Origin of the sequence: Streptomyces sp. NBC_01217, from assembly GCF_035994185.1 — a bacterium.
Taxonomy (GTDB): domain Bacteria; phylum Actinomycetota; class Actinomycetes; order Streptomycetales; family Streptomycetaceae; genus Streptomyces.
The window spans coordinates 7,492,882-7,514,684 of record NZ_CP108538.1 but is presented as its reverse complement, the minus strand read 5'-3'; the positions used below and the strand labels follow the sequence as shown (position 1 = coordinate 7,514,684).

At 70.3% G+C, this 21,803-nt stretch carries 22 protein-coding genes and 2 pseudogenes; 16 read left to right on the top strand and 8 right to left on the bottom strand.

Annotated features, from left to right (window positions below):
- The first annotated feature begins 54 nt into the window (after positions 1-54).
- Positions 55-447 (top strand): VOC family protein, encoded by a 393-nt coding sequence (locus OG507_RS33595; protein ID WP_327370864.1) that lies wholly within the window; start codon positions 55-57, stop codon positions 445-447.
- Here OG507_RS33595 and OG507_RS33590 read toward each other — a convergent pair.
- Positions 387-1,174 (bottom strand): annotated as a pseudogene (locus OG507_RS33590) (DUF6597 domain-containing transcriptional factor). The gene OG507_RS33595 and the pseudogene OG507_RS33590 overlap by 61 nt on opposite strands.
- A gap of 69 nt (positions 1,175-1,243) precedes the next feature.
- On the bottom strand, positions 1,244-2,443 hold the full coding sequence (locus OG507_RS33585) for a YihY/virulence factor BrkB family protein (protein WP_442811060.1): 1,200 nt from the start codon (positions 2,441-2,443) through the stop codon (positions 1,244-1,246).
- Positions 2,444-2,460: 17 nt separating this feature from the next.
- On the opposite strand from OG507_RS33585, the gene OG507_RS33580 reads away from it, so the two are divergent.
- From OG507_RS33580 to OG507_RS33515, 14 genes are all read left to right on the top strand, one after another.
- Positions 2,461-4,098: an acyl-CoA dehydrogenase family protein gene (locus OG507_RS33580; protein ID WP_327370862.1), complete on the top strand. Its 1,638-nt coding sequence runs from the start codon at positions 2,461-2,463 to the stop codon at positions 4,096-4,098.
- 322 nt (positions 4,099-4,420) lie between these two features.
- Complete coding sequence (locus tag OG507_RS33575) at positions 4,421-5,638, top strand: helix-turn-helix domain-containing protein (protein WP_327372186.1); 1,218 nt, start codon at positions 4,421-4,423, stop codon at positions 5,636-5,638.
- Between the two features lie 80 nt (positions 5,639-5,718).
- The gene (locus OG507_RS33570) at positions 5,719-6,309 is read left to right on the top strand and encodes a GNAT family N-acetyltransferase (protein ID WP_327370861.1); all 591 of its coding nucleotides are present in this window, start codon (positions 5,719-5,721) and stop codon (positions 6,307-6,309) included.
- A gap of 170 nt (positions 6,310-6,479) precedes the next feature.
- Entirely contained in the window at positions 6,480-6,563 is an 84-nt protein-coding gene (locus OG507_RS33565) for a putative leader peptide (RefSeq protein ID WP_309500612.1), read from the top strand.
- Between the two features lie 114 nt (positions 6,564-6,677).
- Positions 6,678-8,375, top strand: a complete 1,698-nt coding sequence (locus tag OG507_RS33560) for a nitrite/sulfite reductase (protein ID WP_327370860.1) — start codon at positions 6,678-6,680, stop codon at positions 8,373-8,375.
- Positions 8,372-8,551 (top strand): hypothetical protein, encoded by a 180-nt coding sequence (locus OG507_RS33555; protein WP_327370859.1) that lies wholly within the window; start codon positions 8,372-8,374, stop codon positions 8,549-8,551. Before OG507_RS33560 ends, OG507_RS33555 begins: the two co-directional genes overlap by 4 nt.
- Positions 8,548-9,249 (top strand): phosphoadenylyl-sulfate reductase, encoded by a 702-nt coding sequence (locus OG507_RS33550; RefSeq protein WP_327370858.1) that lies wholly within the window; start codon positions 8,548-8,550, stop codon positions 9,247-9,249. The genes OG507_RS33555 and OG507_RS33550 overlap by 4 nt, the downstream gene beginning before the upstream one ends.
- A gap of 23 nt (positions 9,250-9,272) precedes the next feature.
- Complete coding sequence (gene cysC / locus OG507_RS33545) at positions 9,273-9,818, top strand: adenylyl-sulfate kinase (RefSeq protein ID WP_442811059.1); 546 nt, start codon at positions 9,273-9,275, stop codon at positions 9,816-9,818.
- Positions 9,815-10,750 carry a sulfate adenylyltransferase subunit CysD gene (cysD, locus tag OG507_RS33540; protein ID WP_327370856.1) on the top strand — a complete coding sequence of 312 codons (936 nt, stop codon included), beginning with the start codon at positions 9,815-9,817 and terminating at the stop codon, positions 10,748-10,750. The genes cysC and cysD overlap by 4 nt, the downstream gene beginning before the upstream one ends.
- Positions 10,751-12,091, top strand: coding sequence for a sulfate adenylyltransferase subunit 1 (locus tag OG507_RS33535; RefSeq protein WP_327370855.1), 1,341 nt, complete (start codon positions 10,751-10,753; stop codon positions 12,089-12,091). It abuts the gene before it with no gap.
- A gap of 243 nt (positions 12,092-12,334) precedes the next feature.
- Entirely contained in the window at positions 12,335-13,447 is a 1,113-nt protein-coding gene (locus OG507_RS33530) for an aliphatic sulfonate ABC transporter substrate-binding protein (RefSeq protein ID WP_327370854.1), read from the top strand.
- Between the two features lie 42 nt (positions 13,448-13,489).
- Positions 13,490-14,278, top strand: coding sequence for an ABC transporter ATP-binding protein (locus OG507_RS33525; protein ID WP_327370853.1), 789 nt, complete (start codon positions 13,490-13,492; stop codon positions 14,276-14,278).
- Complete coding sequence (locus OG507_RS33520) at positions 14,265-15,143, top strand: ABC transporter permease (RefSeq protein WP_327370852.1); 879 nt, start codon at positions 14,265-14,267, stop codon at positions 15,141-15,143. The genes OG507_RS33525 and OG507_RS33520 overlap by 14 nt, the downstream gene beginning before the upstream one ends.
- 8 nt (positions 15,144-15,151) lie before the next feature.
- Entirely contained in the window at positions 15,152-15,916 is a 765-nt protein-coding gene (locus OG507_RS33515) for a sirohydrochlorin chelatase (protein ID WP_327370851.1), read from the top strand.
- A gap of 21 nt (positions 15,917-15,937) precedes the next feature.
- Here OG507_RS33515 and OG507_RS33510 read toward each other — a convergent pair whose 3' ends face one another.
- The 3 genes and pseudogenes from OG507_RS33510 to OG507_RS33500 all read right to left on the bottom strand — a co-directional run bounded on the left by OG507_RS33510 (position 15,938) and on the right by OG507_RS33500 (position 18,283).
- Positions 15,938-16,570, bottom strand: a complete 633-nt coding sequence (locus tag OG507_RS33510; protein ID WP_327370850.1) for a DsbA family protein — start codon at positions 16,568-16,570, stop codon at positions 15,938-15,940.
- 68 nt (positions 16,571-16,638) lie between these two features.
- A complete protein-coding gene (locus tag OG507_RS33505; RefSeq protein ID WP_327370849.1) occupies positions 16,639-17,223 on the bottom strand; it encodes a TIGR03086 family metal-binding protein in 585 nt (194 codons plus the stop codon).
- A 69-nt stretch (positions 17,224-17,292) separates the two neighbouring features.
- Positions 17,293-18,283, bottom strand: a pseudogene (locus tag OG507_RS33500) (ketopantoate reductase family protein).
- A gap of 112 nt (positions 18,284-18,395) precedes the next feature.
- Between OG507_RS33500 and OG507_RS33495 the strand changes: the two are divergent.
- Positions 18,396-19,262 carry an aldo/keto reductase gene (locus OG507_RS33495; protein ID WP_327370848.1) on the top strand — a complete coding sequence of 289 codons (867 nt, stop codon included), beginning with the start codon at positions 18,396-18,398 and terminating at the stop codon, positions 19,260-19,262.
- On the opposite strand, the gene OG507_RS33490 is transcribed toward OG507_RS33495, so the two are convergent.
- The 3 genes from OG507_RS33490 to OG507_RS33480 form a co-directional block, all read right to left on the bottom strand.
- Positions 19,259-19,651 carry a nuclear transport factor 2 family protein gene (locus tag OG507_RS33490; protein ID WP_327370847.1) on the bottom strand — a complete coding sequence of 131 codons (393 nt, stop codon included), beginning with the start codon at positions 19,649-19,651 and terminating at the stop codon, positions 19,259-19,261. The genes OG507_RS33495 and OG507_RS33490 overlap by 4 nt on opposite strands.
- Positions 19,648-20,208 (bottom strand): DUF1697 domain-containing protein, encoded by a 561-nt coding sequence (locus tag OG507_RS33485; RefSeq protein ID WP_327370846.1) that lies wholly within the window; start codon positions 20,206-20,208, stop codon positions 19,648-19,650. Before OG507_RS33485 ends, OG507_RS33490 begins: the two co-directional genes overlap by 4 nt.
- A 122-nt stretch (positions 20,209-20,330) precedes the next feature.
- A complete protein-coding gene (locus tag OG507_RS33480; protein ID WP_327370845.1) occupies positions 20,331-21,533 on the bottom strand; it encodes a S8 family peptidase in 1,203 nt (400 codons plus the stop codon).
- Positions 21,534-21,803: the final 270 nt, after the last annotated feature.

The window sequence follows — 21,803 nt, the reverse complement described above, 5'->3', positions numbered from 1 at the left end:
GGCCCTGTCCGTTTCGTACAAGACCCGTGCCGCGGTCCCGCCTACGGTCGGAGCATGACTCCACGCATGGACGCGATCGGCATCATCACCGCGGATCTGGCCGCATCGCTCGCCTTCTACCGCCGGCTCGGTCTCGACATCCCCGCCGAAGCGGAATCCGCACCCCATGTCGAAGTGACGCTCCCCGGCGGGCAGCGCCTGCTGTGGCACACCGAGGACGTGATCCGCTCGTTCGACCCCGGATGGGCCGCGCCGAGCGGCGGGGAGCGCCTAGGTCTGGCCTTTGTCTGCGAGAGCCCGGCGGAGGTGGACGCGGTGTACGAGGAGCTGACCGGCGCCGGGTACCGGGGGCATCTGAAGCCGTGGGACGCGGTGTGGGGGCAGCGTTACGCGGTGGTTCTCGATCCGGACGGCTGCACGGTGTCGTTGTTCGCCGGGAACGGCTGAGTCCGGGTGTCCGACCGGCGGCCCGCCGTCACGAGGGCCTGAGGTAGGCGGTCAGGGTGGTCCCGGCCAGGTCGCGCATCTCCCGTGCGAGATGGGCCTGGTCGGTGCAGCCCGCCTCGACGGCCGCCTCGGCGTACGGCGTTCCGGAGCGGGCGAGGGCGAGCGCGCGCTGCAGCCGCAGGACCCGGGCGAGCGTCTTGGGACCGTAGCCGAAGGCCTTGAGCGAGCGTCGGTGCAATTGGCGGGCGCCCAGGCCGACCGTACGGGCGGTGTCCGCGACGGAGTGGCCGTCGCCGAGCCGTGCGGCAACAAACCGCATCACCGGGTCCGGCGGTGCGGTCCCGGCCGCCCGCCGCAGGGCGATGGCCTCCAACGCGGCTGCCGGGTCGGGGGCTTCGGCGAGGCGCTCGGTGAGTACGCGGACCAGCGCGCCAGGCCACAGGTCCGCGAGGTCGACCCGGCGGTCGCGCAGTTCGTGCGCCGGTACGCCGAGGAGCGCGGGGGCGGTGCCGGGCGCGAAGCGGATGCCGGTGCACTGCCCGCCGGTCCCGGCCGTGGGCGTCTCGGCATGGGTGTCGGGGCCCGCGACGAGCAGCCGTCCGCCGATCCAGAGCAGGTCCATGCAGCCGTCGGGCAGCACCGGATGAACGGATCCTTGCGGCACGCTCAAGGTCCACACGGTCGCACCGTCGAAGCGCGACGCCCACTCCTCGTACCTGTCGCCCATACCCCCACGCTAATCCCGGCGGCCGGCGGAATCAGCCTGCAGGCACCTTCAGCCCTCGGTCATCCGCCCTCAGCCGTCGGACGGGGGGTTCGGCTTGTCCGCGTCCTTGTCGCGGCTCGGCTGCAGCCGGGACTTCACATCGTCCGGCGGCAGGAACCGCGACCAGCGCTCCGGGAACTCGGACGGCATATAGGGACTCTCGCCGTCGTCATCATCATCGTCATCGTCATCGTCATCGTCATCGCCGTCGTCCCAGTCCCCCTCCCCGCCCTGGTTCCCCGCTTGCTTCCTCGCCACGAACTCGGCGGCCTGGGCCACCCGTACCCGGTCATTGGCCGCACGGGCAGCGGCCGTCGCCACCGAGGGCCACACCCGGTCGATGGCGGCGTTCACCGCGGCGCCCACCAGCACCGCGAACGCGGAGATACCGATCCACAGCAGCACGGCGATCGGGGCCGCCAACGAGCCGTAGATCGTGGGCCCCTCGACCGTACTGGTGAGGTAGATCCGCAGCAGGAAACTGCCGAGCACCCACATCGCGAGCGCCACCAGCGCCCCCGGCACGTCCTCGATCCAGGGCGAACGGACCGGTACGGACACGTGGTACAGCGTCGTCAGGAAGGCCACCGACAGCACGATCACCAGCGGCCAGTACAGGACGCTTATGACCTCGGTGCCCCACGGGATCAGCTCCACGACCCGGTCGGGTCCGACCACGAGCAGCGGCAGCACGACGGCGCCGAGCAGCAGCGCGACGACGTACAGCACGAAGGAGAGCAGCCGCGTCTTGACGATGCCGCGCTGACCGTCGAGGCCGTACATCACGGTGATCGTGTCGATGAAGACGTTCACCGCGCGGGAGCCGGACCACAGTGCGATCGCGAAGCCGATGGAGATGACATCGGGCCGCGCGCCGGTGGTGACGTCCGCGAGGAGCGGTTTGGCGAAGTCGTTGACGCCCCGCTGGCTGAGCACCGTCTGCGCGGCGTTGAGGATGTTGCGCTCGATGGAGGCGACCGTGGTGGTGTTGGTCCACTCGTCGACGTATCCGAGCAGTCCGATCAGGCCGAGGAGCAGCGGCGGCAGGGACAGCAGAGTGAAGAACGCCGCCTCCGCGGCGAGTCCGAGAATGCGGTACTCCATGCACGAGTTGACGGTGTCCTTGAGCAACTGCCAGGCCATCTTCCGCTTGGATACGTTGCGGTAGAGGACTCGGGCCCGGTGGAGCCGACCCGGTGGCCGCTCGGGTGTTTCATTTGCTGCCTGCACGTCCTTACCGTATCGGCATGGCAGCCACCACCCACACAGTGTCCAACCAGGTACCGCCGCTGGTCGGCTACGACGTCTTCGCCGCCGACCTCGCGCTTTCCGAAGCGGTGCGGCGTCACATGCCGCCCGAACTCCTCGCTGGGGCCCTGGGCGGTCTCGGCGAACTGGGCAGGGCCGCGGGCTCCGCCCAGGCGCAGGCGTGGGGGGTGCAGGCGAACGAGAATCCGCCGGTGCTGCGTTCCCACGACCGCTATGGGAACCGCATCGACGAGGTGGAGTTCCATCCGTCCTGGCACCGGCTGCTGGGTCATGCGGTCGGCGCGGGGCTGACCGACGCCTGGGGCGGGCCCGGTGGTCATGTGCGTCGGGCGGCCGGCTTCCTGGTGTGGACGCAGGCCGAGGCGGGGCACGGCTGCCCGCTGTCGATGACGCACGCCGCTGTGCCCGCGCTGCGGACCGATCCGGAGCTGGCCTCCGAGTGGGAGCCGCTGCTGACCTCGAAGGTGTACGAGCAGGGGCTGCGGCCCGCCGCGCAGAAGGCCGGGGTGCTCTTCGGGATGGGCATGACGGAGAAGCAGGGCGGCACGGACGTGCGGTCCAACACCACGCGGGCCGAGCCCCTGTCCGCGGAGGGTGAGTATCTGCTCACCGGGCACAAGTGGTTCTGTTCGGCCCCGATGTCCGACGGCTTCCTGGTGCTGGCGCAGGCGCCCGGCGGCCTGACGTGCTTTCTGCTGCCCCGGGTGCTGCCCGACGGCACGCGGAACATGTTCGCGATCCAGCGGCTGAAGGACAAACTGGGCAACCGTTCCAATGCGTCGAGCGAGGTCGAGTTCGACGGGACGTGGGCGCGCCGGGTCGGTGAGGAGGGGCGCGGGGTGCGCACCATCATCGAGATGGTGGCGGCGACCCGGCTGGACTGTGTGGTCGGTTCGGCGGCGCTCATGCGGCAGGCGGTGGCGCAGGCGATCCACCACTGCACGTACCGCAGCGCGTTCGGCGGGGTGCTCATCGAGAAGCCGCTGATGCGCAATGTGCTGGCCGATCTGGCGCTGGAGTCGGAGGCGGCGACGGTGCTGGCGCTGCGGCTGGCGGCTGCGTACGACGCCGATACGGAGGCGGAGCGGGCGTTCCTGCGGATCGCGGTGCCTACGGCGAAGTACTGGGTGACGAAGCGGTGCGCGCCGATGGTGGGCGAGGCGCTGGAGTGCCTGGGCGGCAACGGCTACGTCGAGGAGTCCGGGATGCCACGGCTGCTGCGCGAGGCGCCGCTCAACTCGATCTGGGAGGGCTCGGGGAACGTACAGGCGCTGGATGTGCTGCGGGCGCTGCAGCGCGAGCCGTCGGCGCTGAACGCGTTCCTCCAGGAGGTCGGCAGGGCGCGCGGCGCGGATCACCGGCTGGACGGGGCGATCAAGGCCATGCTGACCGAGCTGGCCGACCTGAACGGGATCGAGGCACGGGCCCGCCGGCTGGTCGAGCGGATGGCGCTGGTGCTGCAGGGTTCGCTGCTGGCGCGCTGGGCGCCGCCGGAGGTCGCCGACGCGTTCTGCGCGTCACGGCTGGGCGGGGACTGGGGCGCGGCGTTCGGGACGCTTCCGCACAGCCTCGATCTGGCCTCGGTCGTGGAACGGGCGCGGCCCGTCGATCGTTAGCCGGATAGGTCCGGCGGGGGACAGCGACGGAGGGTGGTGCTGCGCCGACACGGCACCACCCTCCATGCTGTGCACGCCGGACGACAGGGCACAGGCCCTGCCGTACGGTGTGTCGTCACTCTCGTACGGACCCGTACCTTCTCGCCAGAGTTGCAAAGGGTTGCAACCATTGTGCGGAGTATGCACTGTCGGATCCCTCGCGGCGGCAGGATGAGCCCGGGGGCTTTCGGACCGGCTCCGGCATCTGGGGGGAATGAGAGTGGAGACAAGCGCTGCCGAAGTGACACGGTCGGCTGTGCCGCAGTCCGTCCTGGCCCTGCGCATGATCCACCGGGCCAGGGAGGCGAGGCTCGTGGGCGAGCGTGCACCGGTTGCCCCGCGGGCGGAGATCGGTGCCTCGTGGGACCGGGTGCTCCGCAGCGGTGTCGACCCCGATCAGTCCACCGAGAGCGTGCTGCTGGAGATGGACGAGATCGAGCACCGTCGCCGCAGTTCGACGCTGGGCGAGATGATGCCGCTGCTGAGCGAGGGGCTGGTCTCGCTGGCGGATGCGGCCCAGCAGATCGTGGTGGTCACCGATGTGGACGGCCGGGTGCTGTGGCGCCAGGGCAATACGGGGGTGCTGCGCCGGGCGGACGGCATCTGTCTCGCGGAGGGCGCGGCCTGGGCGGAGGCGAGCACGGGGACGAACGCGATCGGTACGGCGCTCGTCTCGCGGACACCGGTCCAGGTCCATTCCTCGGAGCACTTCGTGCGCAGTCTGCACAACTGGACGTGTGCGGCGGCCCCGGTCCGTGATCCACGGGACAGCCGGCTGATCGGCATCGTCGACATCAGCGGTCCGGTGTCCACGTTCCATCCGACCTCGCTGGCCCTGGTCGGTTCGGTCGCCAGGCTGGCCGAGAGCGAGATCAGGAACCGGCATCTGCAGTCGGTCGACCGGCTGCGTTCGGTGGCGGCGCCGCTGCTGTGCCGGCTGGGCGGCCGGGCCCTGGCGGTGGACACCCATGGGTGGCTCGCCGCGGTGACCGGGATGCCGCCGGTCGACCGGCTGCCGCTGCCCAAGTCCTTGCAGCCGGGCCGGGTGTGGCTGCCGTCGCTCGGCATGTGCCAGGTCGAGCCGCTGCCCGGCGGCTGGCTGGTGCGGGTGACGGACGGGACGTCGGACGGACCGCCGCGGCGGGTGGTGCTGGACCTGAGCCGGCCGCGCGGTCTCACGGTCAATGTGGTGGGTGCGGTGGGCACCTGGACGCAGCGGCTCTCGCCGCGCCACGCGGAGCTGCTGTACGCCCTGGCGCTGCATCGCGAGGGGCGTACGGCATCCGAACTGGCCGAGGACATCTTCGGCGACGCGACCCGGACGGTGACGGTGCGCGCGGAGATCTCGCGGATGCGCCGCCATCTCGCGGAGGTGCTGGCGCACCGCCCGTACCGCTTCGGCGAGGGGGTCGAGGTGCAGGTGATCCACCCGGACCATCCGGCCGATCTGCTGCCGCGCTCGACGGCTCCGGTGGTGGTCAGGGCGCGCACGGACGCGTAGGGCCTTTCGTGCAGGGTTCCGCCGTCCGGGCCGTGGGACCGGCTTGGGTCCCGGCCGGGCGGCACGGTTCCCTGGCAGCCATGAGCAACCCCGCGCACACCGCCGCCGCCGAGGTGACCATCTGGTCCCTGGAACAGACCTCCCCCGACGATCTGCGCCCCGCCGCGGTCCCGGAGGGTGATGTGCGGATCGTGCGGTCCGAGGTGCCGCTGCCCGAGTTCAGCCGGTTTTTGTACACGGCGGTCGGCGGCGACATCCAGTGGACGGACCGGCTCACGATGACGTACGCGCAGTGGCAGGAGGCCCTGGACCGGCCCGGTGCGGAGACCTGGGTGGCGTACGAGAACGGCACCCCGGCCGGTTACATCGAGCTGGACCCGCAGGACGACGGCGTGGTCGAGATCATGTACTTCGGTCTGATACCGGCCTTCCGCGGGCGCCGGATCGGCGGCCATCTGCTTTCCACGGGCGTTGCCCGCGCCTGGGACCTGGCGGAACGCTGGCCGCTGGAGCGGACGCCGACGAAGCGGGTGTGGCTGCACACCTGCTCCAAGGACGGCCCGCACGCGATGGACAACTATCTGCGGCGCGGCTTCAGGCTCTTCGACACGAAGGTGGACCTGGAGCCCGAGGTGGCCACGCCGGGGCCGTGGCCGGGAGCGGCGCGGTAGCGCGCGGACGGCGACTCCCGGCGACAGGTGGGGCGATTGCGACCATTACGGACACCCCGGTTCGGGCGGGCCGGGTGACAGACACCACACCGTCTCATACTGCGGGACAGTCTCGTCCACATCATGGATAGTGGTGGACTGCTCCGAGACTCGCGTGACACGCTTCCGTCATGTCTGGAACTGGGATTGCCTTGGTGAGTCGACGCCACGTCGACCTCGGCCGCATGTCCAGCGCCATCTGTCCGGCGGGCTGAGAGTCCCAGCACCGCCGCGATCCCCTTTTCTCTGCAAACCCTGCGCACCGCCGCGCCTCAGCGCGAGTGTGCAGTTCAGAGCCGCCCTCCTGCAGTCCCGAAGGACGTACTGTCATGGCCGCTACCCCGGAACAGCCTGCGACCACCACGCCCCGCCGCAAGGCCGGACGCCACCGTGGCGAAGGCCAGTGGGCCGTGGGACACCACACTCCGCTCAACGGCAATGAGCAGTTCAAGAAGGACGACGACGGTCTCAATGTGCGGACACGCATCGAGACGATCTACTCCAAGCGCGGCTTCGACTCGATCGACCCCAACGACCTGCGCGGACGCATGCGCTGGTGGGGCCTGTACACCCAGCGCAAGCCCGGGATCGACGGCGGCAAGACCGCGATCCTGGAGCCGGAGGAGCTGGACGACAAGTACTTCATGCTGCGGGTCCGGATCGACGGCGGCCGGCTGACCACCGAGCAGCTCCGGGTGATCGGTGAGATCTCGCAGGAGTACGCGCGCGGCACCGCGGACCTCACCGACCGGCAGAACGTCCAGTACCACTGGATCCGGATCGAGGACGTACCGGCGATCTGGGAGAAGCTGGAGGCCGTCGGGCTCTCCACCACCGAGGCCTGCGGTGACACGCCCCGTGTGATCCTCGGCTCCCCGGTGGCCGGCATCGCGGAGAACGAGATCATCGACGGCTCGTGGGCCATCGACGAGATCCAGCGGCGGTTCATCGGCAACCCCGACTTCTCCAACCTGCCCCGCAAGTTCAAGTCCGCGGTCTCCGGCTCCCCGCAGCTCGATGTCGCGCACGAGATCAACGACATCGCGTTCGTCGGCGTGGACCACCCCGAGCACGGCCCCGGCTTCGACCTCTGGGTCGGCGGCGGACTCTCCACCAACCCCAAGCTGGGCGTGCGGCTCGGCGCCTGGGTGCCGCTGGAGGAGGTGCCCGACGTCTACGGCGGTGTCATCGGCGTCTTCCGCGACTACGGCTACCGTCGGCTGCGCACCCGTGCCCGGCTGAAGTTCCTGGTCGCCGACTGGGGCGCCGAGAAGTTCCGGCAGGTCCTGGAGGACGAGTACCTCCAGCGGAAGCTGGTCGACGGCCCGGCGCCCGAGCAGCCGCAGGGCACCTGGCGCGACCACCTCGGTGTGCACAAACAGAAGGACGGCCGCTTCTACGTCGGTTTCGCCCCGCGCGTCGGACGCGTGGACGGCGCGACCCTCACCAAGATCGCCGAGCTGGCCGACGCGCACGGCTCGGGCCGGCTCCGTACCACCGCCGAGCAGAAGATGATCGTGCTCGACGTCACCGAGGACCGGGTCGACTCCCTGATCGCGGGGCTGGAGGCACTCGATCTGCGCGTCACGCCCTCGCCGTTCCGGCGCGGCACGATGGCCTGCACCGGCATCGAGTTCTGCAAGCTCGCCATCGTCGAGACGAAGGCGCGCGGCGCCTCATTGATCGACGAACTGGAGCGGCGCATCCCGGAGTTCGACGAACCGATCACCATCAACATCAACGGCTGCCCCAACGCCTGCGCCCGTATCCAGGTCGCCGACATCGGCCTCAAGGGCCAGCTGATACTGGACAGCAACGGCGATCAGGTCGAGGGCTTCCAGGTGCACCTGGGCGGCGCGCTGGGCCTGGACGCCGGATTCGGGCGCAAGGTCCGTGGCCTGAAGGTCACTTCGGCCGAGCTGCCCGACTACATCGAGCGGGTCCTGGGGCGCTTCCAGGCGGAGCGCGAGGACGGCGAGCGGTTCGCCACCTGGGCGTCCCGCGCCTCCGAAGAGGCGCTGTCATGAGCGAGCGTGCCGCGCCGTTCCACTGCCCGTACTGCGGCGACGAGGACCTCAGGCCCAACGAGACCGGGCACGGCGCCTGGGAATGTGCCTCCTGCAACCGCGCGTTCCAGCTGAAGTTCCTGGGTCTGCTGACCCGGGGCCTTCGGCGCAACGACGGTGACGGGGACGGGATATGACGGACACTCTGCAGACCGATGACCTCAGAAGCCTGGCCGAGCGGGCGGGCCGGGAGCTGGAGGACGCCTCCCCGCTGGAGATCCTGAAGTGGGCCGCCGACACCTTCGGCAAGCGGTTCTGCGTCACCTCCTCGATGGAGGACGCGGTCGTCGCCCACCTCGCCTCGCGCGCCTTCCCGGGCGTCGACGTGGTCTTCCTCGACACCGGATACCACTTCGAGGAGACGATCGGGACCCGCGACGCGGTCGACGCCGTGATGGACGTCCACGTCATCACGCTGACCCCGCGGCAGTCCGTGGCCGAGCAGGACGCCGAGTACGGGCCGAAGCTGCACGACCGCGACCCCGACCTGTGCTGCAAGCTGCGCAAGGTCAAGCCCCTTGAGCAGGGCCTGACTTCGTACGCGGCCTGGGCGACCGGGCTGCGCCGCGACGAGTCCCCCACCCGGGCGAACACCCCGGTCGTCGGCTGGGACGAGAAGCGGCAGAAGGTGAAGATCTCACCGATCGCCCGCTGGACGCAGGACGACGTCGACGCGTACGTGGCGGAGCACGGCGTTCTCACCAACCCGCTGCTGATGGACGGTTACGCCTCCGTGGGCTGCGCGCCCTGCACCCGCCGGGTGCTGGAGGGCGAGGACGCGCGCGCCGGACGCTGGGCCGGCCGGGGCAAGACCGAGTGCGGGCTGCACGACTGATGACGACTGATCAGGAGAATTCGATGAGCGTGACGGAGACGGGAGCCACCATCTGGCTGACCGGTCTGCCGAGCGCCGGCAAGACCACCATCGCGTACGAACTCGCCGGGCGACTGCGCGGCGAGGGCCACCGCGTGGAGGTGCTCGACGGAGACGAGATCCGGGAGTTCCTCTCCGCGGGTCTCGGCTTCTCCCGCGAGGACCGCCACACCAACGTCCAGCGGATCGGCTTCGTCGCCGAGCTGCTGGCGGCCAACGGCGTGAAGGTGCTGGTCCCGGTCATCGCCCCGTACGCGGACAGCCGGGACGCGGTGCGGGGGCGGCACCAGGCCGAGGGCACCGCGTATCTGGAGGTGCATGTCGCGACTCCGGTCGAGGTGTGCTCCGTACGCGATGTGAAGGGCCTCTACGCCAAGCAGGCGGCCGGCGAGATCAGCGGGCTCACCGGGGTCGACGACCCCTACGAGGCGCCCGAGTCGCCCGATCTGCGCATCGAGTCGCACCGGCAGACCGTGCAGGAGTCCGCGGCGGAGCTGTACGCGCTGCTGAGCGAGAGGGGTGCAGCGTGACGACCGTCGCGACCGTGTCGGAGGGCACCGGCAATCCGTACGCACTCAGCCACCTGGACTCCCTGGAGTCCGAGGCCGTCCACATCTTCCGTGAGGTGGCGGGAGAGTTCGAGCGGCCGGTGATCCTGTTCTCCGGCGGCAAGGACTCCATCGTGATGCTGCATCTGGCGCTCAAGGCGTTCGCGCCCGCTCCGGTGCCGTTCACGCTGCTGCACGTGGACACCGGCCACAACTTCCCCGAGGTGCTGGAGTACCGCGACCGCACGGTCGCCCGGCACGGGCTGCGGCTGCATGTCGCCTCCGTACAGGAGTACATCGACGCCGGGAAGCTCCGCGAGCGCCCGGACGGCACCCGCAACCCGTTGCAGACCGTGCCGCTGACGGAGGCCATCCAGCAGCACCGCTTCGACGCCGTGTTCGGCGGCGGGCGCCGTGACGAGGAGAAGGCGCGCGCCAAGGAACGGGTCTTCTCACTGCGCGACGAGTTCTCCCAGTGGGACCCGCGCCGCCAGCGCCCCGAGCTGTGGCAGCTGTACAACGGCCGGCACGCCCCGGGCGAGCACGTACGGGTCTTCCCGATCTCCAACTGGACCGAGCTGGACGTCTGGCAGTACATCGCGCGCGAGGGCATCGAGCTTCCGGAGATCTACTTCGCCCACGACCGCGAGGTCTTCAACCGCTCCGGCATGTGGCTGACCGCCGGTGACTGGGGCGGCCCCAAGGAGGGCGAGCGGGTCGAGACCCGGCAGGTCCGCTACCGCACGGTCGGCGACATGTCGTGCACCGGCGCCGTCGACTCGGACGCGACGACGCTGGACGCCGTGATCACCGAGATCGCCGCCTCCCGGCTCACCGAGCGGGGCGCGACGCGTGCCGACGACAAGATGTCCGAGGCCGCGATGGAAGACCGTAAGCGCGAGGGGTACTTCTAAATGACCGTCATCAGCGAGCAGTTGTCGACGACCACCCTGCTGCGGTTCGCCACCGCGGGGTCCGTCGACGACGGCAAGTCCACCCTCGTGGGGCGTCTTCTGCACGACTCCAAGTCGGTTCTCACCGACCAGTTGGAGGCCGTCGAGCACGCCTCGCGCAGCCGGGGCCAGGAGGCGCCCGACCTGGCGCTGCTGACCGACGGTCTGCGGGCCGAGCGCGAGCAGGGCATCACCATCGATGTCGCGTACCGCTACTTCGCGACGCCGCGCCGCCGGTTCATCCTGGCCGACACCCCGGGGCATGTGCAGTACACCCGGAACATGGTGACGGGTGCCTCGACGGCCGAGCTGGCCGTCGTCCTGGTCGACGCCCGCAACGGCGTCGTCGAGCAGACCCGCCGCCATGCCGCGGTCGCCGCGCTGCTGCGGGTGCCGCATGCGGTCCTGGCCGTCAACAAGATGGACCTGGTCGACTACGCGGAGCCCGTGTTCGCCGCCATCGCCGAGGAGTTCACCGCGTACGCGGCCTCCCTCGGCGTCCCGGAGATCACGGCGATCCCGATCTCCGCGCTGGCCGGCGACAACGTCGTGGAGCCGTCCGCCCACATGGACTGGTACGGCGGTCCGACCGTGCTGGAGCACCTGGAGACGGTGCCGGTCAGCCATGACCTCACCGCCTGCCACGCTCGCTTCCCCGTCCAGTACGTCATCCGGCCGCAGACCGCCGAGCACCCCGACTACCGGGGCTACGCGGGGCAGATCGCGGCCGGTGCCTTCCGCGTCGGCGAGGCCGTCACCGTGCTGCCCTCGGGCCGTACGTCGACGGTCACCGCGATCGACGCGCTCGGCGACAGCGTGGACATCGCCTGGGCGCCGCAGTCCGTGACGATCCGGCTGGCCGACGACATCGACATCTCGCGCGGCGACCTGATCGCACCCACCGACGACGCACCGGCGGTGACCCAGGACGTCGAGGCGACCGTCTGCCATGTCGCCGACGAGCCGCTGACCGTCGGCCAGCGGGTGCTGCTCAAGCACACCACCCGCACGGTCAAGGCGATCGTCAAGGACATCCCCTCGCGCCTCACGCTGGACGACCTCTCCCAGCACCCGGCGCCCGGACGGCTCGTCGCCAACGACATCGGCCGGGTCGTCGTCCGTACCGCGGAGCCGCTCGCCCTCGACGCCTACGCGGACTCCCGGCGCACCGGCTCCTTCCTCCTGATCGACCCGGCGGACGGCACCACGCTGACGGCCGGCATGGCCGGTGCCTCGTTCGCCGCCGCGGCCGACCCCCAAGCCACAGCCACGGCCGCCGAAGACGCCGAATGGGACTTCTGATGAGTATCGACATCTACTCCACGTTCGCGAAGGAGGGCGGCCGCGTCGGCAGCGGCGCCCTCGGCAGCGGCCAGGGCGGGGTCGCGCGATGTGCGTGGTGACGTACGCGCACTGCCTGCGCGCCCGCTCGCACCAACCGCACCGCCCGCACAGCCAGTTCAGACGAAGACCTGCTGACTTCCCGGCCGCCTCCCCGTAGATCCGAGGGACGCGATCACCGGGCCAACGAGAGGAAAGCCTCCCGTGCCTGCCCCCCGTACCACGCTGCGCCGCAGCCTCGCCGCCGCCGCACTGCCGCTGCTCGCCGTCGCGCTCACCGCCTGCGGCTACGGCTCCGAGGCGAAGGACGACGACACCAAGAAGTCGGACGTCGCCGCCGACGCGAAGAAGCTCTCCACGGACACCGTGCGGATCGGCTACTTCCCCAACCTCACGCACGCCACCGCGCTGGTCGGTGACCAGGAGGGGCTGTTCCAGAAGGAACTCGGCGGCACCCAGCTCAAGACCTCGCAGTTCAACGCGGGCCCGTCCGAGATCGAGGCGCTCAACGCCGACTCGATCGACATCGGCTTCATCGGCCCGTCGCCCTCCATCAACGGCTTCACCAAGTCCAAGGGCAAAAGCCTGCGGATCATAGCCGGTTCGGCCTCCGGCGGTGTGAAGCTGGTCGTCAACCCGAAGAAGATCAAGACCCTGGACGACCTCAAGGGCAAGAAGATCGCCACCCCTCAGCTCGGCAACACCCAGGACGTGGCGTTCCTCAACTGGATCTCCGAGAAGGGCTGGAAGGTCGACGCCCAGAGCGGCAAGGGCGACGTCTCCGTGGTCCGTACGGACAACAAGGTGACCCCGGACGCCTACAAGTCCGGTTCCATCGACGGCGCCTGGGTCCCCGAGCCCACCGCGTCCAAGCTGGTCGCCGAGGGCGCCAAGGAGCTGCTCGACGAGTCGACGCTGTGGCCGGACAACAAGTTCGTGATCACGAACATCATCGTGTCGCAGAAGTTCCTCAGCGAGCACCCGGACGTCGTCGAGGCGGTGCTGCGCGGCTCGGTGAAGACCAACGAGTGGATCAACGCCAACCCCGACAAGGCGAAGGCCTCCGCCAACGCCGCGCTGGAGAAGCTGACCGGCAAGCCGCTGCCGGCCGACATCCTCGACCCGGCGTGGAAGTCGATCCAGATCACCGACGACCCGCTGGCCGCCACGCTCGACGCGCAGGCCGAGCACGCGGTGAAGGCCGGCCTGCTGGAGAAGCCGGACCTGACCGGCATCTACGACCTGAAGCCGCTGAACAAGGTCCTGAAGGTCGCGGGCAAGCCCAAGGTCGCCGACGCCGGTCTCGGCGTCAAGTAAGCCGCCCGAACCCGAACCCAGGATTCCCAGGAGGTGACGACCATGGCGACCACCCTCACCAAGGCCGAGGACCGTACAGCGGTCGGGCACGCCGCCCGTATCGCGCATGTCTCCAAGTCCTTCGGCGGACCGCAGGGGCAGCAGCTCGTCCTGGACGACATCACGCTCGATGTCGCGCCGGGCGAGTTCGTCACCCTCCTAGGTGCCTCCGGGTGCGGTAAGTCGACGCTGCTCAATCTGGTGGCCGGACTCGACCGCCCGACCGCGGGGTCCATCGAGACCCCCGGCGGGCGGCCGGCCCTGATGTTCCAGGAACACGCCCTGTTCCCGTGGCTGACCGCGGGCAAGAACATCGAACTCGCGCTGCGGCTGCGCGGCGTGGCCAAGTCGGAGCGCCGCGCGGAAGCGGAGCGGCTGCTCGAACTCGTACGGCTGGGCGGGGCGTACGGGAAGCGTGTGCATGAACTCTCGGGCGGTATGCGGCAGCGGGTGGCACTGGCCCGGGCGCTCGCCCAGGACAGTCAGCTGCTGCTGATGGACGAGCCGTTCGCCGCGCTCGACGCCATCACCCGGGACGTGCTGCACGATGAGCTGACCCGGATCTGGCGCGAGACGAACGTCTCGGTCCTCTTCGTCACCCACAATGTGCGCGAGGCGGTGCGGCTCGCCGAGCGGGTCGTCCTGCTGTCGTCGCGCCCCGGCCGGATCGCCCGTGAGTGGACCGTGGACATCGAGCAGCCGCGCCGTATCGAGGACACCGCGGTCGCGGAGCTGTCCGTCGAGATCACCGAACAACTGCGTGGGGAGATCCGCCGTCATGGCCAGCACTGACACGAAGCCCGACGATCTGGCCGGTCTGGAGGCCGGGCTCGACGCGCTGGACGCCGTGCAGGTGCGCCGGACCCCGGTGCGCGAGGTGCTGCTGAGCAAGGTGCTGCCGCCGCTGCTCGCGGTGGCGCTGGTGATCGTCGTCTGGCAAATGCTCGTCGAGGCCCAGGTCACCGACGACTACAAGCTGCCGTCACCCTCAGCCGTGTGGGACAGCGCGTCCCAGATGTGGGCGCAGGGGACCTTGCTCGACGTCATCTGGACCAGCATCTCGCGCGGGCTGCTCGGCTTCCTGCTGTCGGTGGCCATCGGTACGCCACTGGGCCTGCTGGTCGCCCGGGTGAAGGTCGTACGGGCCGCGATCGGCCCGATCCTGTCCGGACTGCAGTCACTGCCGTCGGTCGCCTGGGTGGCGCCGGCCGTGATCTGGCTCGGGCTGAACGACAAGATGATGTACGCCGTGATCCTGCTGGGTGCGGTCCCCTCGGTCGCCAACGGTCTCGTCTCCGGCGTCGACCAGGTGCCGCCGCTGTTCCTCAGGGCGGGCCGTACGCTCGGCGCGACCGGGCTGCGCGGGACCTGGCACATCGTGCTGCCGGCCGCGCTGCCCGGCTACCTGGCCGGTCTCAAGCAGGGCTGGGCGTTCTCCTGGCGCTCGCTGATGGCCGCCGAGATCATCGCGTCCTCCCCCGATCTCGGCCTGGGGCTCGGCCAGTTGCTGGAGAACGGCCGCAACAACGCGGACATGCCCGGCATCTTCCTCGCCATCATCCTGATCCTGTTCGTCGGCATCGCGATCGACCTGCTGATCTTCAGTCCGCTGGAGCGGTGGGTGCTGCGCAGCCGCGGTCTCCTCGTCAAGAACTGAGCCACGCCATGTCCGCCCCGGTCCTCCTCGTCATCGCCCACGGCAGCCGCGATCCGCGGCACGCGGCGACAGTGCACGCGCTCACCGCGCGGGTGCGGTCGCTGCGGCCGGGGCTGCGCGTGGAGACCGGTTTCCTGGACTTCAACGCGCCGTCGGTGTCTCGGGTGCTGGAACGGCTCACGGCACAGGGCGCCGAGGACGTCATCGCTCTGCCGCTGCTGCTCACCCGGGCCTTCCACGCCAAGTCCGACATCCCCACGGTGCTGCACGAGGCCCGGACCCGGCTGCCCCGGCTGCGCATCCGGCAGGCGGAGGTGCTCGGCCCCTCGCCCCTGCTGAACTCGGCGCTGGAGCGGCGGCTGTACGAAGCCGGGGTCCGTCCCGGCGACCGCGGCTCGACCGGGCTCGTCCTGGCCTCGGCGGGCTCCACAGACCCGGAGGCGATCGCAGTGATCGCTGAAATCGCGCGGGAGCTGCGGCACACCGGTTGGTGCGCCGTGCGGCCTGCGTTCGCCTCCGCCGCATCTCCCGCGGGGTTCCCCCGCACCGAGGACGCCGTACGGGCCCTGCGCGCCGAGGGTGTACGGCGGGTGGCGGTGGCCCCCTATGTCATCGCACCCGGCCGGCTCCCGGACCGTATCGCCGCGGGAGCGGCCGGGGCGGACGTGCTGGCCGATGTCCTGGGCGCGTCACCGGAGTTGGCGCGGCTGCTGCTGGCCCGGTACGACGAGGCCGGTGTCCCGCTCGCACGGCCGGCCTCGCTCAGCGCGTGACCCGCTCCCCCTTCCTCCCCGTCAGCCGACGTCCAGGCTGCCCGTGCGGGTCCGCTTGAGTTCGAAGAGGTCCGGGTGCCCGGCGAGTACCCGGAAGCTGTCGAAGATCCGTGCCGCCTCCTCGCCGCGCGGTACGGCCCGCAGGACCGGCCCGAACCAGACCGAGCCGTCGACATGGATCGTCGGCGTACCGACGTAGGCCTTCGCCTCCGGATCCTTTCCTGCGTCGTGGCTGAGCCGCAGTGCCTCGTCGTGCGTCTCCGTGTGGGCGGCGTCGGCCAGCGCGGCGGGCAGTGCGAGTTCCGCGAGGGACTGGGCGATGACCTGGTCGAAGTCCTCGTTCTTCTGCCGGTGGATGCGGGTGCCCATCGCGGTGTAGAGATCGCGGAGCACACCGTCGCCGTGGCCGGCCGCCGCGGCGACCGCGACCCGTACCGGGCCGATCGACTTGTCGACCAGTTCCCGGTACCAGTCGGGGAGTTCGTTGCCGATGTTGTGCAGGTAGAGGCTCATGACGTGGAAACGGAGATCGATGTCGCGCTGCTGTTCCACCTCCAGCATCCAGCGGGAGGTGATCCAGGCGAACGGGCAGGCCGGGTCGAAGTAGAAGTCGACGACGGTCCTGTCCGTGCCCGGGGTGCGGTGAGTGGTCATTCGAAGAGCCTAGCCAGGTATTGGTATACGGGCCCGGGCCATTCATCACCCGGTCGGCTGGGCCACTTTCAGGCCCCGGTCCAGTGCGGGTCGCGCCCGCTGCGGGCCAGCGCCCGTTCGAACACCGACGCGGAAGCGGGGACCGTCACCTCGTCGGCGAAACCCTTGTACTGCCGGTAGAGCGCGGCGGTGCGGTCGATGACTTCGAGAACGTAGGCGGCCGCCGCGTCGGAGAGCTGAAGCTCCTGTCCGACGGCGCGGGCCACGTCCCAGGTGTGCAGGACGGTCTCCTCGATGAGCATCGCGGCGATCTCGGAGGCCGGGGAGGTCGAGCCCCCGAGGTCGATCTCGCCCTCCCAGACCGCCGGGTCCGACCAGGCGGCGACGGCGCGGTCCAGTTGTGCCGCGTAACTCTGCGCCCAGTCGGCGTCGGCGGTGAAGTCACGGGTGGTGAGCTCGTCGGGGAGGTCCTTGCGCAGGGCGCGGTGTTCCAGGCCGTGGGAGGTGTAGAGCACCCAGTGGTTGATGAGCCCGCGCAGGTCCCACTCGCCGCAGGGCGTGGTGGCCGTGTCGAGCTGTCCGTTGCTGATGGAGCGGGCGATACGGGCCGCCTCTGCGGCGCATTCGGTCATGTGAGCGTGCTCGTTCTTCATGCGCCCCACGCTAGGGCGGGCCGCCGCGGCCGGTATTGAAAAAAGGCGACGGCGGCCGGATCCGCTTCTTCAGGAGACGGCGTCGACGAGAGCGAGGAGTTCGGACACGGACATCGAGCCGGGCTGCCTGCGCTCGCGGGCGAAGGTGTCCGCGGTGCGCTGCAGCACGTCGTTGACGGGTGTGGGCACGTCGTGCAGACGGCCGAGGAGCACGATCTCGCCGTTGAGGTAGTCGGCCTCGATCGTGCCCGTGCCCCGGCTGAGGCTCTGCCAGGACGAACCGCCGCCGCGCGGGGAGCCGTCGAAGGGCTCGAAGCGGATCCTGCCGGCCCGTACCGCGGCCTGTTCCTCCTGGCCGACCGGATCGATCCCGGCGGCCGCGAGCACGGCCCTGCCCTCGGCGAGTGCCCGCTTGAACAGGGCGGATGCGTCCTGTTCGGTGAGCGGCCCGGTGACGGCCTCGATCGCGTTGGCGAGGTTGGCGAGCAGCTTGCCGTACTTCCAGCGCATCACGTCCGGCACGACCGGGGCGAGCATCTTCGACTTCTCCAGGTCGGCGGCGATCCGCCGGGCCGTGTCGTCGGTCCCGGTGGGGTAACGGCCCAGGTGCAGGATGCCGGTCAGGGGTGTTCCGGCGGCGGAGACCTCGCCGGGTTCGACGAAGGTGGCGGGCAGCCAGACGCACATGCCGGAAGCGGCGCAGTGCGAGGCGTTCGCTCTCCACCCCGTTCTGCGCGCAGACCAGCGGCAGCCGCTCCCCCGCCGTGGAGCCGCCCCGGACGGGCCGGACGCTCCAGGTGTCGAGGGCGGCCGTGCTGTCCTGCGTCTTCACCGCGAGCACGAGGACGTCGTCCGCTGTCAGGTCCAGTGCTTCGGGGCCGTCGACGACGGGGAGCAGATGGGTGCGGGGCCCGTCGGGTGTGACGAGCCGCAGCCCGCCGGTGCGCAGCGCCTCGTACTGCGCACCGCGTGCGACGAGTACGACGTCGTGGCCGGCCTCGGACAGCCGTCCCCCGATGGCGCAGCCGACGGCGCCCGCCCCGACGATGATGTAGCGCATCCCGACTCCCGTTCCGCGGCCTCACAGCTGAGAACACCGGTCACCGCAGGGCCGGCAACACCTCAGCATAGGACGCGGGGTTGTGGCGCCGATTGCCACTAGTGTTCCCGTCATGTCTGACACGTCACACCCCGCCTCCGAGGTGTTCCTGCTCGGTGGCGAGCTGCCCGTACGCCGTCTCGGTTACGGCACCGCCCAGCTGACCGGCCCCGGATACTGGGGGCCGCGCGGGGAGCGGCGGGATGCCGTGGCCGTGCTGCGGGCGGCCGTCGAGCGGGGTGTCACACTCATCGACACCGCCGACAACTACGGTCCCGGGCTGGCCGAGGAGCTGGTCGCCGAGGCGCTCCACCCGTATCGCGAGGATCTGGTGATCGCGACCAAGGGCGGTGTGGTGCGCACCGGCGACAGCGCCTGGCACATCGCGGGCCGTCCCGAGCAGCTGCGGGCGATGTGCGAGGCCAGTCTGCGGCGGCTGCGCACGGACCGGATCGGCCTCTATCAGCTGCACCGGCTGGACCCGCAGGTGCCCATGGCCGACCAGCTGGGCACTTTGGATGAGCTGAGGCAGGAGGGCAAAATCCGGTACATCGGTCTGGACACGCTCACCGCCGACCAGCTGGAGCAGGCTCTCTGCCTGACCGGGATCGCCTCGGTGCAGAACCGGTTCAATCTCCTCGACCGTGCGTCGGACGCGGTGCTGAAGGTGTGCGAGGCCCACGGCCTGGCCTTTCTGCCCTGGTTCCCGCTGGCCAACGGCGCGCTGACCGGTGAGGCAGCCGCGGCACTCGACGGTGTCGCCGATCGGCACGGTGCCACCCGAGGGCAGATCGCCCTCGCGTGGCTGCTGCACCGCTCCCCCGTGCTGTGCCCGACTCCGGGCACCGGTTCGCCCGTCCATCTGGCGGAGAACCTCGGGGCGCGACGGATCCGGCTGTCCGCCGAGGACATGAGCCGCCTGGAGGCGCTCGGGTCCTAGTCCTGCCCGGGACCGCTGTCGGCGGCCATGGCGAACGGTGTGGCCTGGTGGAAGTAGAGCACCCAGCCCGTGTCGGTCAGCCGCCACAGCGAGCTGCGGTGGGCGAGGTGTCCCTTGGTCTCGGTGTCGTAGGTGAGGTGGACGAATTCGTCGTCCAGCTGCTCTCCGCACATCCGGGACGCGGTGAGCGGGCCGGGGCGCGGGGCGTCCTCGGCGGTGAGCGAGGCGATCATCGTGTCGCGGTTCCAGACGCGGCCTGCGGAGTCGATCTCGCGGTAGTCGGGGTGCAGCACCTGGGTGAGGAGTTCGGCGGAGGCGCGTACCAGCGGGTCCAGGAGGCGGAGCTCGCCCTCCATGGCCGCGGCCACACCGGGGGAAGGTTCGGTCATGTGCGGGCTCCGTCATGTGCGGTCATCTCCACCAGCCTGACCACGGTGTTCCAGTTGCGGGTGGTGGCGGTGACGCCCTTGGTGAGGGCCGGCCGGGACAGGGCGTCGGCGAGTCTGGAGCGGCCCAGTCCGTCGGGGGCGTAGAGGTAGAGCGCGCGATCCCCGAGCCGGAACTCCTCGGGGAGGAAGTCCGCCGGGTCGACCGGGGCGAAGCGTGCGGCGTCGACTGGCTGCCCGTAGTAGGTGATGTGCAGCTGCCTGCCTTCGAGTTCGGCGGCGGGGAACGGGCAGGCCGCGGCAACTGCAGCGAGGTAGGCGCCGTCCCGGACCAGGCAGGGGACCGCGAAGCCGAACCGGTTCTCGATGGCCCGCTCCAGCTCGGCGGCGAGTGCGTTCTCGTCCTCCGATGTGCTGCTGAAGACGGCGTTGCCGCTCTGCAGATGGGTGCGGACGTCCTGGTGACCCAGTTCGGTGAGCAGTGTGCGCAGTTCGGCCATCGGAACCTTCTTGTGGCCGCTCACATTGATCCCGCGCAACAGCGCCGCGTACATCGTCATGGGCACACCATAGGACGATCCCCCCACGCAGTGCGGCCGCCGCGCCCCGTGGGGGAGGGCACGGCGGCCGCCGTTCAGGTTGCGCCGGGCGTCCGCTGCCCGGTCACGGCTGCGTGGGCCGGTTACTCAACGACCTTCAGCAGCTTGTTGGGCGTGCCCTCGGTCGCGTCGGAGATCGCGTCGGGGGTGGCCCCGTCGGTCAGCGCCGTGGCGACCTCCGCCGGGGTGGCGTCCGGGTGTCCGGCGAGGTAGACGGCGGCGGCGCCGACGACGTGCGGGGTCGCCATGGACGTACCGGAGATGGTGTTGGACCCGTCGTCGCTGTCGTTCCAGGACGAGGTGATGTCCGATCCGGGGGCGTAGATGTCCACGACCGAGCCGTAGTTGGAGAACGACGACTGCTCGTCGTCCACCGTGGACGAGGCGACCGTGATGGCCTCCGGGACGCGGGCCGGGGAGTTCTCGCTCGCGTCGGTGGACTCGTTTCCGGCGGCCACCGCGAAGGTGACTCCGGAGGCGATGGCCTTCTGGACCGCGGAGTCGAGCGCCTCGTCCGCACCGCCGCCGAGGCTCATGTTGGCGACCGAGGGGCCCTCGTGATGGGCTGTGACCCAGTCGATGCCCGCGACGACCTGCTCGGTGGTGCCGGATCCGGAGTCGTCCAGGACGCGGACGGCGACGATCTTCGCCTTCTTGGCGACCCCGTAGGTCGCACCGGCGATCGTGCCCGCCACGTGGGTGCCGTGGCCGTTGCCGTCGTCGGCGCTGTCGTCGTTGTCGATGGCGTCGTAGCCGGAGGTGGCCCGGCCCTCGAACTCGTTGTGCGTGGTACGGACACCGGTGTCGATGACGTACGCGGTGACGCCCTCGCCCGCGCTGTCCGGGTAGGTGTACGCGTTGTCGCCGGCCGTCTCGGTCTGGTCGATCCGGTCCAGCCCCCAGGACGGCGGGTTGTCCTGGGTGGCGTCGATGTGGAATTTCTTGTTCTGGACGACCTTGGCGACGGACGGGTCGGCCGCCAGGCGCTTGGCCTCGGCCAGTGAAAGGCCGCTGGCGGAGAAGCCGTTGACGGCGGAGCTGTAGTTCCGCTTGAGCTTGCCGCCGTACTCCTCGGCGAGCTTCGCCTTGTCGGCCTTCTGGTCCAGCATCACGATGTAGCTGCCCGAGACCGCGGTCGCCGCGTCCGCGCCGTAGACGGTGCCCGTCGCGGGGGCGGGTGCGGCTCCGGCGAGGGAGGTGCCCAGCAGGGTGACTCCGGCCGTCGCGGCGACTGCGGATATCGCCGCGGTCAGCTTGATCCGACGTGCGCGCTTGTGAACTGCCATGAAGAGGGGTCTCCTCGTCATTCTTTGTGGGGGGATTGACCCCCGGCCGGAAAATCTCCGGGGGTTGGCTCGAAACCCTCGCCGATTGACGCGCTCAGATCAAGGCCTTCATGCGGCTGTGACTTACTCAACAAGGTTTCGTAATAAGAAACCGGCCAGCCGCACCCAAGTCGGGCAGAGGCACCGCAACCTCCTTCACGCGTACGGGGCTTGCCGCTCCCGCAACGGCGGCCCGCACACTTCGCACGAGGGAACGCGGAGCCGGCGATC

What these genes read in the sequence shown, in the direction of transcription:
- OG507_RS33505 (WP_327370849.1), bottom strand. Translation starts at nt 17,223, where the DNA reads ATGAAGAACGAGCACGCTCACATGACCGAATGCGCCGCAGAGGCGGCC.
- OG507_RS33550 (WP_327370858.1), top strand. Translation starts at nt 8,548, where the DNA reads ATGACGGACACTCTGCAGACCGATGACCTCAGAAGCCTGGCCGAGCGG.
- OG507_RS33535 (WP_327370855.1), top strand. Translation starts at nt 10,751, where the DNA reads ATGACCGTCATCAGCGAGCAGTTGTCGACGACCACCCTGCTGCGGTTC.
- OG507_RS33560 (WP_327370860.1), top strand. Translation starts at nt 6,678, where the DNA reads ATGGCCGCTACCCCGGAACAGCCTGCGACCACCACGCCCCGCCGCAAG.
- OG507_RS33490 (WP_327370847.1), bottom strand. Translation starts at nt 19,651, where the DNA reads ATGACCGAACCTTCCCCCGGTGTGGCCGCGGCCATGGAGGGCGAGCTC.
- OG507_RS33480 (WP_327370845.1), bottom strand. Translation starts at nt 21,533, where the DNA reads ATGGCAGTTCACAAGCGCGCACGTCGGATCAAGCTGACCGCGGCGATA.
- OG507_RS33555 (WP_327370859.1), top strand. Translation starts at nt 8,372, where the DNA reads ATGAGCGAGCGTGCCGCGCCGTTCCACTGCCCGTACTGCGGCGACGAG.
- OG507_RS33595 (WP_327370864.1), top strand. Translation starts at nt 55, where the DNA reads ATGACTCCACGCATGGACGCGATCGGCATCATCACCGCGGATCTGGCC.
- OG507_RS33510 (WP_327370850.1), bottom strand. Translation starts at nt 16,570, where the DNA reads ATGACCACTCACCGCACCCCGGGCACGGACAGGACCGTCGTCGACTTC.
- OG507_RS33575 (WP_327372186.1), top strand. Translation starts at nt 4,421, where the DNA reads ATGATCCACCGGGCCAGGGAGGCGAGGCTCGTGGGCGAGCGTGCACCG.
- OG507_RS33515 (WP_327370851.1), top strand. Translation starts at nt 15,152, where the DNA reads ATGTCCGCCCCGGTCCTCCTCGTCATCGCCCACGGCAGCCGCGATCCG.
- OG507_RS33520 (WP_327370852.1), top strand. Translation starts at nt 14,265, where the DNA reads ATGGCCAGCACTGACACGAAGCCCGACGATCTGGCCGGTCTGGAGGCC.
- OG507_RS33565 (WP_309500612.1), top strand. Translation starts at nt 6,480, where the DNA reads ATGTCTGGAACTGGGATTGCCTTGGTGAGTCGACGCCACGTCGACCTC.
- OG507_RS33495 (WP_327370848.1), top strand. Translation starts at nt 18,396, where the DNA reads ATGTCTGACACGTCACACCCCGCCTCCGAGGTGTTCCTGCTCGGTGGC.
- OG507_RS33525 (WP_327370853.1), top strand. Translation starts at nt 13,490, where the DNA reads ATGGCGACCACCCTCACCAAGGCCGAGGACCGTACAGCGGTCGGGCAC.
- OG507_RS33570 (WP_327370861.1), top strand. Translation starts at nt 5,719, where the DNA reads ATGAGCAACCCCGCGCACACCGCCGCCGCCGAGGTGACCATCTGGTCC.
- cysC (WP_442811059.1), top strand. Translation starts at nt 9,273, where the DNA reads ATGAGCGTGACGGAGACGGGAGCCACCATCTGGCTGACCGGTCTGCCG.
- OG507_RS33485 (WP_327370846.1), bottom strand. Translation starts at nt 20,208, where the DNA reads ATGACGATGTACGCGGCGCTGTTGCGCGGGATCAATGTGAGCGGCCAC.
- OG507_RS33580 (WP_327370862.1), top strand. Translation starts at nt 2,461, where the DNA reads ATGGCAGCCACCACCCACACAGTGTCCAACCAGGTACCGCCGCTGGTC.